We start from the raw sequence: 12153 nt of genomic DNA, 5'->3' as shown, positions 1-12153 counted from the left end.
GATATGTCAGTAGAGCCCATTATTTCTTGGATTCCGACGAGGTACCGAAATAAGTGGATTGTCTCGGGCGAACAGGCTTCACACACATTTGGTGGATACATTCGTGGGACTGCAATCGTGGCCACTGTCGATACTGTCGGCATAGTAGCTGTGCTCCTGATTTTGCGTATTCCACTTGCCTTGCCTCTGGGTGTGCTTGTCTTTTTCGGATCATTCATTCCTATCGTGGGTGCTACGGTGGTCGGAGCCTTGGCTGTACTGGTGGCCTTGGTAACTAATGGTCCGGTGAGCGCGCTTATCGTGCTGGCCGCTGTAGTTGTCGTGAACCAGTTGGAAGGTCATTTTCTTCAACCAGTTGTTATGGCTCATACCTTGAAATTGCATGCTTTAGTCGTCTTGCTGGCACTCGCGATCGGTACAGCTTTGGGAGGAATCGTTGGCGCAGTGCTTGCTGTCCCACTGACGGCGGTTGGATGGGCCACTATAAAGGTCTGGGCTGAACGTGATGGCGTCAAGGCGGTGGAGAAGATGCAAAATGAAATCGCAAATACACCAGAAATGGAGGATTCGCCACACGTTGTTCCTTCTTCGACTGAGGAACAATGACGCCGAGAGGGACGAGCGGTCTTCAGTGCTGATCCCTGACTTCTGGAAATTTCCTGCGAATGTGGACGAAGCAAAAAACTCTCTCAGGTGTGTTGCTGCGGCGACGCGAGGGCCCAACTAGTGAATAAATACTAAGGGTTGTCATGATCAAGAAGAATTGGGCTCTGAGCTGCAACCGTTTCTCTCGCCTCAAGTTTGGTGGATGCCTGCCAGGTAGGCCCAGCCATCAAAGACCGAACATCTCGGACAGAGGAATCCGTCTGGCCAATGCAGCCAGTCCGAATATTCGCTGCAAGATTCATCGGTCGCGAACAACAAGGGAAAATCGATGAGCGATGTTGGGCAGCCTTTGCCTGCTACAGGTGCAGGCTTCGTTGTTCGTAGGCTACTGATGTTCCGCGGGATCACGGCAGTTACATGGAGAACCAGTTACTTATAAAAGAAGTATAGGCCCCCACTGGTTTGCGAGTGGGGGCCTTTCAGGACAGGTGGCGGTTCAACCATCCCCATAGCGGAACACTTATATGATGAACATCCCCATGATCAGCATCGGCCAACTGTTGAGCCCTGCCTATAACGTATGTCGATAGTGAGTCGAAGAGAATAAATTTCGAAAATTAATCTTATATGACGGAGGCAAGTATTTTCATTACATGTCCCTCGGCGTAGGAGCCTGTCAGTTTGTTTGTGTAAGTCCCTAGTCACATACGTTATTTAGGGCTTCTTAATATTTACGTCAAATAAGGCTTAATACGCTCAGGGTATGCCATCACCAACTGCTGCAATGCTTGCTGCCAGCCACCGGTCCCAGCGCCTTCAAGCAGATGCGACCCGGTGCCCGACCTTGGGGCACAGCCCTTCTTCGCTCCACACCCTCTGCCGCATACGGATCACCGCCGGATACCGTTCTTCCCACTCCTTCTTGAGGTCCGCAAAGCGGTCCTCCGCTTCAGGGAGCGTCGCAGCGTGGTGGACCAGCTTCAGTCCGGCAGAGATTGCTGGCCAGTCAGCCTTGGACGCTTACTTGAATGAATGACGCATCAGATGCACCAAGCAGGTCTGCACTACCGTTTCAGGCCACACAGCCGCCACGGAATCAGGCAGGCCCTGCAGTCCGTCGCAGACCACCATGAGCACGTCTTCGGTGTCCCGATTCTTGATTTCGGCAAGCACTTGCAGCCAGTAATTGGCTCCTTCCCCGCCGTCTGTAGCCCACAATCCCAAGATGTCTCGGTTGCCTTCGGTGGTCACTGCCAGCGCGACGTAGATCGGACGGTTGGCAACCTGGCTGTTACGGATTTTGACGTGGATCGCATCAATGAACACCACCGGGTAGACAGGGTCCAGAGGGCGGTTTTGCCATTCGCTCGTTGCCTCCAAAACCTTGTCGGTAATGGTGGAAATGGTTCTCTTGGACGGTCCAGCCCGGATCCATCTTTTAGGCCCCAAACTTTGCGCCATAGCTCTACAGTTTCTTGGCCCAGGAGTTCAAACGCTCGTGGACCGGTGGTATGAGCGTCACCCAGATGTGGATCTAGTTCATTGATCGCCAGGGTAGGATACGTTGTTTCATGTGGCTGTAAAGGGGCGGCCAAGCATCATCGAGACGGTGCCCTCCCTGAGAGGGCGGCGACCACCGATCATTTCGACGGTCTAAATATCGCGGGCCTTCTCCTCGTCAATCTCATTCAGACTGGCCACCAGTGGCCCGAAGTCGAAGTGATTCGAAGGCACCGTCGCAGGAGAGAACCTCGTGGCCTGCCCGCCTAGCGCACGGATATGAAGTTCGTCGTCGGGCCTCGCGTCGGCCAGGATCATTAGCACCACACCACGCGCGGATAGCACCGCCAGCAGCCGGTATCGCACGGTGGCGCCCCCGGTAGGCTTCCGGGGAGAAAAGTGCTGCTAATCTAGGCCGCGCATTGCCTGATGTGCGACTTGTGCTCGGGCTGGAACCTGTCATTTGCGGGTGGCTGACGTATCTGCTGCGAGTCGCCGAGAGGCCGGAGAATTCTAGAAGTCACGACCTGCGTGCGGTAATTAGGAGATATTAATCTAGTGATATTCAAGTTCACCGTAAGCTATTGCTTCCAACGCCACATCCATGATTGTCAGCAACTTCTTATAAACATGTATGGATGCACTTAATAAGTGCTGAATATCGGGTTGGTCTGAATGGAATCCTCTGTGCCTTCTGGTGGTTGAGAGTTTTTGATCGACGCGTTTTTAGGTTACGTCTCCATTGCTTAATTAGGTTAGCCTCATATAAGGTTTTGAATCGTGGTCGCTCAGACCACAACGTAATACTTACGCGAAAGGTGACGCAGTGGGACTTCCCTCGATTCCGGGATATCGACTACCGGACGGACAGTTGCCGGAACCACGAGTGACTTGGAAGGCGGACGCACAACGTGCGGTCTTGCTAATTCATGACATGCAACGCTACTTTGTCGAGGCTTTCGACCATGAGGATCCACAGTCGCAAATCCGAGTGGCAATGAAGAATATTCTTGCTCTTCGTGATGCTGCTGATGACGCTGGGGTGCCAGTGGTATATACGGCTCAGCCGCCGAACCAAAAGCCAGCAGATCGCGCACTCCTCACCGACTTTTGGGGTACAGGACTAACTGACGACGGTCGCGAAGAGATTGTCCAGGAGCTAGCACCACGAGCTGGCGATTTGGTTCTCAGCAAATGGCGTTACAGTGCATTCGCCAGGACCGACCTCCAGGAATGGATGCGTCAAGCCGGGCGAGATCAATTGCTCATCACCGGTGTCTACGCGCATATCGGTTGCCTGACAACCGCCCTAGACGCATTCATGCGTGATATTCAGCCGTTTTTTGTTGCTGATGCACAAGCGGATTTTTCCTTGGAAGAACACCAAATGGCTATCAACTATGGCTACGGACGTTGCGCCTCTGTGGTCAACTCAGTATCAGTTCTCAAGCAGATTCAAGCCACATTGGTTGCGGCTCGATGAGCGACTTGGTCGCTAGACCGCTGATTGTAGTCACTGGAGCGGCCGGCGGTATAGGAAGTGCGGTGGCCACAAAGCTGAGGGATTCAGGCTACTCTGTGCTTGCCACTGACCGCACCGGTGATGATGTATTGAGAGCCGATATTAGTTCAACCGGGGGGATTAGAGAACTCGAAGCCGCCATCGAGAACCGGATTGAACGTGGACAGATTCTGGAAGGCCTGGTCAATGTGGCCGGCGTACTTCACTCGGGGAAACTTTTCGACCTTCAGTTGGAGCAGTGGGAGCACATGCAGTCGGTAAACACGACATCTGTGCTCCGAATTACACAGCTAGTAGCACGCCTCATGATCAACCAGCGAGACAGGGACCCCGGAAACAGCCGCAGTATCGTGACCGTCAGCTCCAACGCAGGACGTACTCCGCGCTACGCAATGGCTGGATATTGCGCCTCCAAGGCGGCCGCAACGATGCTGACTCGTTGTTTTTCGTTGGAACTTGCTGCCCACGGTATCCGCGCCAACGTTGTAAGCCCAGGCTCCACACGGACCGCCATGCTGATAGGAATGAACGGTGAAGCCGAAATGGAGAGGGCGTCGGTAGCAGGAAATCCGGCTCAATTCAGGAACGGCATCCCGCTCGGCCGGATTGCCGTTCCAGAAGATATCGCCGATACGGTGGCCTTCCTCTTATCGGGGAATGCCAAGCACTTGACCGGAATTGAACTGACAGTCGATGGTGGAGCAACTCTTTCCTAGACCCGCTGCAGTTTCACGAATCAATTTCTCTACCCTCCAAGGACTCAAGAGCATGAACGCCCAGCTTCTGGAAAACCATCATGAAGAAACCGCGGTTGAAGATCCGTCAGCCCCTACGCCCCGAACCGACGAAGCAACATTTAGGTTCGCCTCCTACGGACGAGCCTTGATTGGTCATGGCATCAAGGCGACCCTGGATGCCGAGAGGGCAAGACGTCTGGGCCTCGGTCCGGCCGCGCGCCAATTGCTTGCCGAGCAACCTCCGGGAAGTATCCTGGCTGGCGTTGTGCCGTTCGACCGCGCCGCCGACCCTTTTCTGTTTGTCCCGCAGCAGGTGGAAGACTTGCCGATGCGTGGATTAACGCATGGTGGGCAGGAAACGTCGACGGTCGCCGAAGTCGTTGGTGAGTACAACCCGCAATTCATTTGTGCAGCCGGTGCTGCCATTGACCGGATTAAAACAGGCACCGTGGAGAAAGTCGTCCTTGCTCGGTCGTTGGAAGTTTTCGCCGACAAAGAGTGGAACCCCGAATCGGTCTGGCAACGGCTGTACCAGCAGAATCCCGCCGGGCACAGTTTCACGATCGGCTTGCCTCAGGAAGAGGCAAGCATCGTCGGCAACAGCCCGGAGCTCATCGCGGGCGTGCTCCGCGGCCAGTTGACCAGCCATCCGCTGGCTGGATCAGCTCCGCGGCTCACAGACCGAACCCAGGACCAGAAGGCGGCGGCAGTTCTTGCTGGATCTGCGAAAAATCTAGCGGAACATGAGTTTGTTGTTCGGCATATTTCCACGGCGTTGCGCAGCGTCGCCAAGGACTTGATCGTGCCTTCCGGCCCAGATCTGCTGCCCACCGGTCAAATGTGGCATCTCGGAACCCTGATTCGGGCCTCTCTGTACAAAGGGCTCGGTTCCCTGGACGCCGCACTGGCCATCCACCCGACTCCTGCCATCTGCGGATCCCCTACCGCGGCCGCCCAGGCACTGATTTCAGAGTTGGAACCAGACGCCCGGGGATTCTATGGCGGACTGGTGGGATGGATGAACCGAGACGGTGAAGGCGAATGGGCGCTGCTGCTGCGCAGCGCTGTGCTCAACGGCAATCGGGCGACGTTGCATGCGGGAGCGGGAATCGTCGCAGATTCGGACCCATTCGATGAACACAGCGAGACAGCCGCGAAATTTCGAACCATGCTTTGCGCCTTGGGCGTTGACCGGGCAGGAAGCAGCTTATGAAACAACCATTGGTCGCCGATGATCCGATGCTGCACGGTGTCATTCCCTACCCTGCCGAGTTCGCCGAGCGGTATCTTGCCGATGGTTTCTGGGGCAGGCGGACGCTGGATCGAGTCCTGCGCGAAACTGCCATGCGCCGGGGAGCCCACCCTGCGGTGATCGACGAGGAACGAGTGATCAGCTACGCCGAACTGATCAGCCGCATTGATGTTTCGCAAGCCACGCTCTCTGCCCGCGGAATCAACGCTGGCGATCGAGTCATCATTCACGTGCCTAACGTGCTTGAATTCTTTGACGCCGTGTATGCGGTCATCTCGCTGGGGGCCATCCCGGTCTTCGCCGTGCATTCGCACCGCGCGAGCGAGTTGGAGCATCTGGCCCGATCTTCGGAAGCGGAGATGCTGATCACCAGCAGTCGAATCCCTGGCGTGGATCCGCAGGAATTCTGCGCAGAGCTTGCCAACCGACTGCCCTTGCTGTCTGTCGTATATGCCGAGGACTTGTACGAGCAAGGCCTGGATCTGCTGGCAGCGGGCCGGGAAGTCTCACGCGCCGGTTGTCCCCGCCCCGCTCATGCCGCGGCTTTTCTGCAACTGTCAGGTGGCACCACGGGCCGACCGAAACTGATTCCGAAAACACACCGTGATTACGCCTATTCCTTCGAGCGATCAGCGCAGATCTGCAACCTGGATGATGGCACTGTCTATCTGTCCGGGATTCCGCTGGCGCATAATTTCGCGGCTAGTTCGCCAGGGTACATGGGGGTTTTCGCCACCGGTGGGACAGTGGTCTGCGCCTTGGACGGCAGCGCCGAGAGGATTTTCAGCCTTATCGCCGAGCATCGGGTCACCGTAGTGGCCGCAGTGCCACCGCTGGCCTTGGCCTGGCTCAACTCCTCCCAGAAGCATCGCTATGACCTGTCTAGCTGGCAGCTGCTGCAGGTGGGCGGCGCCAAGCTGTCCCGCGGTGTGGCCGAACGAATAACCCCGGAACTAGGCTGCGCACTGCAGCAGGTCTTCGGGATGGCGGAGGGTCTGGTCTGCTATACCCGGTTGGACGACGATCCGGAGACCGTCGTTTCCACCCAGGGCAAGCCGATGTGCGTGGCCGACGAAGTGCTGGTGCTTGACTCAGCGGGAACACCGGTACCGGACGGCACCCCCGGCAACCTCTGGGTCCGCGGTCCGTACACCTTCCGCGGCTATTACAACAACCCGCAGGCCAACGCGGAGTGCTTCACCCCGGATGGCTTCTACGGCTCCGGGGACATCGTCGTGAGAGATGCCCGTGGATATTTGACTGTGGTGGGACGGACTAAGGACGTTATCAACCGCGGAGGCGAGAAGATCAGCCCAGAGCAGATCGAGGCCGTGCTGCTGCGGAACCCCGCAGTTCACGATGTGTCAGTCGTCGGAGTGCCGGACGAGGCACTGGGCGAACGAACGCATGCGTACGTGGTACCGCGTGACCGTACGACCCCCACTCGTGCCAAGATATTGCGGGCATGGATGCGCACTGAACATCTCGCAGAACACCACATACCAGACGTCATCACCATAGTCGGCGAACTACCCAAGACCCACATTGGCAAGATCAGCCGCAATACCCTGCGCCCCGGCGCCACCTCACCGCAAGGAGAAGCATGAGCCGCCCCGAAATAACCACCGACCAGACATACGACGTTGTAGGCCTGGGATTCGGGCCGAGCAACATGGCCCTGGCCACCGCCATCCACGAGCACAATCGCGTTGCCGGGCGCGGGCTGCGTTTAAAGGCCCTGTTCCTCGACCGCGCCAGCGAGCCCGGCTGGCACAAGAACCTGCTGTTCGAGGATGCCAGCATGCAGGTGGCATTCGCCAAGGACTTGTCCAGCTTCCGCAATCCCACCAGCGAGTTGACCTTCATGAATTTCCTGCACACCCAGGGCCGGATGGAAGATTTTTTCAACCGCGGTTCCATGGCGCCGCTGCGCATCGAGTTCGTGGCGTATCTGCGATGGGCTGCCGAACGGTTGTCGGAATATGTGCGCTACTCATCCGAAGTGGTCCGAGTGGTGCCGCGCACCAGCGGAGGGCGTATCACCGGCTATGAAGTGGATGTCGCCGACGAGTCAGGGGTGCGCACGGTGGCCGCCCGGCACGTAGTGCTCGCCGGAGGACTGCAGCCAGTCTTTCCCGCTGGCGTGCGCTCCGGGGCGCGCGTCTGGCACAGTGCCGAATTCCTGGAACGCGTCGCCGTGCTGGACACCGCGGCCGTTCGTTGCGTAGCGGTGATCGGCGGCGGGCAGAGTGCAGCCGAGGTCATCGAGCAGATGTACCACCGCTGTCCGCAAGCACAGATCCATTCGGTGATCTCCCGCTTCGGGCTGATCCCCTCCGATGCGTCGGCCTACGCCAACCGGATTTTCGACCCGATGGCCGTGGACGAGCTGTACGCCGCGGATCCCCAGGTCCGCCAGGAGCTCACCGAAGCGCACCGGAACACCAACAATTCCGTGGTCAACCCCAACACTATTGCCGCACTCTACGACTTGGAGTACCGCGACAAGTGGCTGGGTGCCGAACGGCTGAATTGGCACCGAGCAGCAAGAGTGAACTCGGTACGCGAAGATTACGGAACCCCGGCAGTGCAGCTGGGCTTGGCCGAGGGGCTGGGCGACGGCAGCGGAACGCTCGAGGCTGATGTGGCGATCTTCGCCACCGGATACCGTGCCTTGGACCCGACCACGCTGCTGGGCAGCCATGCAGGAATGCTGGTGCGGGACGAACTCGGGCGACCCACGACCCGCCGCGACTACAGCGCACATACCGTTCTGCCTGATGACTCAAAGCTCTTCCTGGTGGGGCAGACCGAGCACCAGCACGGAATCTCTGCGACGCTGCTGTCCAATGTGGCAGTGCGTGCAGGGGAAATCCTCGAGTCCATCCTTGCCGCAGACCCTGCGGCTACTCAACCGACCGCACACCGAAAGGCCCACGCATGAGCACCGCCGAACTCACCGAAGCGCGAATCCGGGCTGACCTTGGAGCCTGCGCGGGGCTGCCCGCGGACGAGGTCGAACCCGGCGATGCCCTAGCAGACCTGGGCATCGACTCGATCCGCCTAATGAACCTGGTGGAGCTCTGGCGTGCCGCCGGCGCAAATGTCGACTTCCCGCGACTGGCCGCCAGCGAACACGTCGAAGCCTTGGTCGCGGCCGTGCTGGACGCAGCCCCGGTTCGTTGACGCCCACCTCCCAGCCGAAGCTCCTCGAAGGACCGATTATGACTCTCGCCCCCGACACCGTGCGCACCGTGCCGTTGACCGACGCCCAAGCCGGTATGGTTCACGCAGAACTCGCAGCCCCCGGCTCCGCGGACTTTTCCGTCGGCGACGCCCTGGTCTTCCGTGGCCGTATCTCCGCCGCCGCCCTGTCCGATGCGGTGCAACGCACCCTGGCGGAGGTGCCGTGGCTCGGATCCCGCTTCGCCCCGGAGCACATGGCGCTAGTGCCCGGTGACGGCCCAGCCGTCCCCTCCGGGCCCCGGCTGCTGCCTCCGGGTGTGCTGCGCGGGGAGCTCACCGGCGACTCTGACCGGCAGCTGGCCGAACAGCTGCGCGCCGATTATCTACCGCACATCACCCTGGAGTCGCGGCTACTGCACGAACAACTGCTGCTGACTAGCCTGGATACGGACTTGCAGCCGGTAGCGGTGTGGGTGCTGGCCGCCCACCACGTGCTCTTCGACGGCTACGGCATCACGCTGCTCGCCCGCCGCGTGACCGAACATTACACGGCATTGGCCGCCGGGAGCCCAGTCCCGGAAACACCCTTCACGCAACCGGGCCAGGTGCTTGCCGCGGAAGTCCTTTACCACGGATCTGCCGCGGAGGAAAGTGACCGCGGCTACTGGCACGCCCGACTAGAAGGGGACGGGCAGGACTATCGCCCCACGCGGCTGGCCGGCTTGCTCGGCGCCGCCGGGCAGCGCCCCGACGCGTCCGCCGCCGCACGGCTGCGCCTGACCGGACGCCCGCTTTCCCTGGGCCGTTTCTCCGGTACGGTCCCGACTGCCTCCGAAACTACCCGGGCGACCTGGGCGGATGCCGCGATCGCCGCGCACGCCCTGTTGGCCGCCCGTCTGACCGGCGCCAGCCGCACGATCATCGGGCTACCGGCCATGAACCGCACCGGGGCCGCGGCCCTATGCGCCATTCCGACCATCAACGTGCTGCCGTTGGTGCTGGACCTGCATCCCTCTGGGACTGTGGGAGAGCTGCTAGAGTCCGTGGCCGCCGCCCGGGCCGAGCTGTCCCGGCACGGCCGGTACCGCTCAGAGCAGCTCATGCGCGATCTGCGCCTGGTCGGTTCCGGCACCACGCTGACCGGCACCGAGATCAACATCAAGGCCTTTGACGTGCCGCTGAGCGTGCCCGGCGGCTCCGTGTCGCTGTACGCCCTGTGCGAGGGGCCGGTGGACGACATCTGCCTGAATCTGCTGCCGGACCGCGAAACCGGCAAAATCGTGGCGGTGTTGACCGCGCCGGCAGGGACCTTGGCCACGGCGGACGCTGCGGTGCTGCTGGAAACCTACGGGCTGCTGCTGGAGCAGCTCGCCGCGGCGGACCCGGCAACCCGGCACGCCACGTTGGCCCTGGCGCCGGACGCCGCGTTGGCCACGCTTGCCGGACCGGCCGCGGCCGAAACCGCCCCGGCGGTGCTCGAGGAACTGTTCGCGGCGAGTGCAGCCGCCGCTCCGGAAGCCGCCGCGATCACCTGCGAGGGTGTCACGCTCAGCTACCGGGCACTGGCCGCCCGGGCCGACGCGATCGCCGCCGCCGTGCTGGCGCACGTGAACGGCGGCGCAACCGGGCGCTACGTGCTGATCGGCCTGGAGCGCGGACTGGACTACGTGGCCGCGATTCTCGGTATCGCCAAGGCCGGCGCGACCAGTGTCCCGCTGGATCCGCACGCTCCAGCGCAGCGCAACCAGCGCATCGCCGCACGGCTGGCCGGCCAAGATCCGCGCACCCCGCTCGTGCTGGCCACCGATGCGCAGGGGTGGGCCGGCTATCCGGTGCTGGATCCGTCCGTCTTGCCCGTGGCGACCGGAACGCTACCGGTAGCTGCCGTTCCCCGCTCTACGCCCAGCTACCTGCTGCATACTTCAGGCTCCACCGGGGAGCCCAAAGCCGTGGTGATTTCCCGCGAAGCCTTCTCGCACTGGGCCGGATACCACCGGCATGCCGGTTTCGTGGACGCGGCCGGGGAGAAGATCGCCCAGTCGCTGCCACTGCACTTCGACGGGGCCTGGTGCACCCTGCTCGGGGTGGCGCTGGGCCATCATGTACACCTGATCAGCCACGAAGTGGCCCGCGACCCCGAAGCGCTCGCCGTTCAGGTGCGCGAGCACGCCATGACCTGGATGGACATGACCCCGTCATTGGCCGCACCGCTGCTTGACACGGGACTGTTCGACCCCGGAACCCCGGTACGCCGGCTCTCCATCGGCGGCGAAGGATGCGGCCAGGTGCTCTGGGAGAAGCTGCGGAACCTGAATGATCTCATCGTGGAAAATCTGTATGGCCCCACCGAATTCACCGTGGACGCGCTGGTCGCCAACGTGGCGCAGAGCCCCGATGTGGTGGTCGGCCGCCCTCTGGCAGGGCTGAAGGCAGCGGTGCTGGACTCCGCGCTGCGGCCGCTACCGGCCGGCCTGCCCGGGGAACTGTATTTGTCGGGGCCACAGGAAGCCCACGGATACCTAGGGCAGGGGGCACTGACCGCTTCCCGTTTCGTGGCAGATCCTGCCGGTGACGGCACTCGCATGTACCGCACCGGGGACCGTGCGGTTCTCGGCCACGACGGGTTGCTGCGTTTTCTGGGCCGCGATGACGGCCAGGTCAAGATCCGCGGCTACCGGATAGATGTGGGCGAGGTGGAAACGGCGCTGGCCGCGCTGCCCGGAATCGCCCACGCCGTGGTCCGGGCACGGGGAGCGCAGCTGCTGGCGTGGGTGGTTCCCTCGAATTCCGAGGCAACCATGCTGGCTGGTGACACCGAAAGGTGGCGTGCCGCGCTCTGTCTGGTCTTGCCGCCGCAGATGATTCCGCATGCACTGACCCCCATCGATCGGCTGCCGCTGGGCAGCACGGGCAAGCTCGACGAGAGTCAGTTGCCAGATCCCCGACCGGCCAACGCCCCAGTCAGTGCCCCGGCGACCGGTCCGGAACAACGGGCCGTGGCCGCCTGCGTGGCCGCGGCGCTGGGCATCCAGGTTCATGCGCTGGGCGTCGAATCGGATTTTTTCGCCGAAGGCGGGGACTCGATCACCGCGATCGCGGTGGTCTCCGCGTTGCGCCAGGCCGGCTACTCCTCCTCGGTGGGGGCAGTCTTCACTGAGCGCACCGTCGGCGGGATTGCGGCCAAAATCTCTGGGCTGGCCCCGGAGCCGGTCGCCGTGACCGAGCCGGCCGGCACGGCGGATCTGGTGCAGCTCGATGCCGCGGCCCGCAGCCGGCTTTCGGCCATGCTGAGCCAGCGCCGCCCGCGCCGCTAGGCGCGCAAGCTTCCCTACACATCTTCTGACCTCGTT

The 12153-nt window shown here is 61.3% G+C and carries 10 protein-coding genes; 8 read left to right on the top strand and 2 right to left on the bottom strand.

Annotated features, from left to right (window positions below; translation table 11 throughout):
* Window positions 1–606: AI-2E family transporter (locus CIK74_RS05355; protein WP_141392875.1), on the top strand; the 606-nt coding region annotated here is incomplete at its 5' end.
* A 1020-nt stretch (window positions 607–1626) separates the two neighbouring features.
* Here the strand turns inward: CIK74_RS05355 and CIK74_RS05350 are convergent.
* On the bottom strand, window positions 1627–2067 hold the full coding sequence (locus CIK74_RS05350) for a transposase (RefSeq protein ID WP_205738255.1): 441 nt from the start codon (window positions 2065–2067) through the stop codon (window positions 1627–1629).
* Window positions 2068–2259: 192 nt separating this feature from the next.
* Window positions 2260–2472 carry a hypothetical protein gene (locus CIK74_RS18475; RefSeq protein ID WP_141392874.1) on the bottom strand — a complete coding sequence of 71 codons (213 nt, stop codon included), beginning with the start codon at window positions 2470–2472 and terminating at the stop codon, window positions 2260–2262.
* Between the two features lie 460 nt (window positions 2473–2932).
* Here CIK74_RS18475 and CIK74_RS05345 point away from each other — a divergent pair, with 460 nt between their 5' ends.
* From CIK74_RS05345 to CIK74_RS05315, 7 genes are read left to right on the top strand one after another with little or no spacing between them, the layout of a single operon-like run.
* Window positions 2933–3589 carry an isochorismatase family protein gene (locus tag CIK74_RS05345; protein WP_096254746.1) on the top strand — a complete coding sequence of 219 codons (657 nt, stop codon included), beginning with the start codon at window positions 2933–2935 and terminating at the stop codon, window positions 3587–3589.
* Window positions 3586–4344: an SDR family oxidoreductase gene (locus CIK74_RS05340; protein WP_096254745.1), complete on the top strand. Its 759-nt coding sequence runs from the start codon at window positions 3586–3588 to the stop codon at window positions 4342–4344. The genes CIK74_RS05345 and CIK74_RS05340 overlap by 4 nt, the downstream gene beginning before the upstream one ends.
* Window positions 4345–4396: 52 nt before the next feature.
* The gene (locus CIK74_RS05335) at window positions 4397–5578 is read left to right on the top strand and encodes an isochorismate synthase (protein ID WP_170947749.1); all 1182 of its coding nucleotides are present in this window, start codon (window positions 4397–4399) and stop codon (window positions 5576–5578) included.
* Window positions 5575–7224, top strand: a complete 1650-nt coding sequence (locus CIK74_RS05330; RefSeq protein ID WP_096254743.1) for an AMP-binding protein — start codon at window positions 5575–5577, stop codon at window positions 7222–7224. The genes CIK74_RS05335 and CIK74_RS05330 overlap by 4 nt, the downstream gene beginning before the upstream one ends.
* On the top strand, window positions 7221–8561 hold the full coding sequence (locus CIK74_RS05325; RefSeq protein WP_096254742.1) for a SidA/IucD/PvdA family monooxygenase: 1341 nt from the start codon (window positions 7221–7223) through the stop codon (window positions 8559–8561). Before CIK74_RS05330 ends, CIK74_RS05325 begins: the two co-directional genes overlap by 4 nt.
* Entirely contained in the window at window positions 8558–8803 is a 246-nt protein-coding gene (locus CIK74_RS05320; protein WP_096254741.1) for a phosphopantetheine-binding protein, read from the top strand. Before CIK74_RS05325 ends, CIK74_RS05320 begins: the two co-directional genes overlap by 4 nt.
* 38 nt (window positions 8804–8841) lie before the next feature.
* Window positions 8842–12117, top strand: coding sequence for an AMP-binding protein (locus CIK74_RS05315; protein WP_096254740.1), 3276 nt, complete (start codon window positions 8842–8844; stop codon window positions 12115–12117).
* Window positions 12118–12153: the final 36 nt, after the last annotated feature.

Source organism: Glutamicibacter sp. BW77, assembly GCF_002332285.1.
Taxonomy (GTDB): Bacteria; Actinomycetota; Actinomycetes; order Actinomycetales; family Micrococcaceae; genus Glutamicibacter; species Glutamicibacter bergerei.
The sequence above is the reverse complement of the archived record's forward strand: the minus strand, read 5'-3'. Positions and strand labels throughout refer to the sequence as shown.

Coding starts and splice junctions, on each gene's coding strand:
- CIK74_RS05350 (WP_205738255.1), bottom strand. CDS start 2,067: ATGGCGCAAAGTTTGGGGCCTAAAAGATGGATCCGGGCTGGACCGTCC.
- CIK74_RS05340 (WP_096254745.1), top strand. CDS start 3,586: ATGAGCGACTTGGTCGCTAGACCGCTGATTGTAGTCACTGGAGCGGCC.
- CIK74_RS05335 (WP_170947749.1), top strand. CDS start 4,397: ATGAACGCCCAGCTTCTGGAAAACCATCATGAAGAAACCGCGGTTGAA.
- CIK74_RS05330 (WP_096254743.1), top strand. CDS start 5,575: ATGAAACAACCATTGGTCGCCGATGATCCGATGCTGCACGGTGTCATT.
- CIK74_RS05325 (WP_096254742.1), top strand. CDS start 7,221: ATGAGCCGCCCCGAAATAACCACCGACCAGACATACGACGTTGTAGGC.
- CIK74_RS05320 (WP_096254741.1), top strand. CDS start 8,558: ATGAGCACCGCCGAACTCACCGAAGCGCGAATCCGGGCTGACCTTGGA.
- CIK74_RS05315 (WP_096254740.1), top strand. CDS start 8,842: ATGACTCTCGCCCCCGACACCGTGCGCACCGTGCCGTTGACCGACGCC.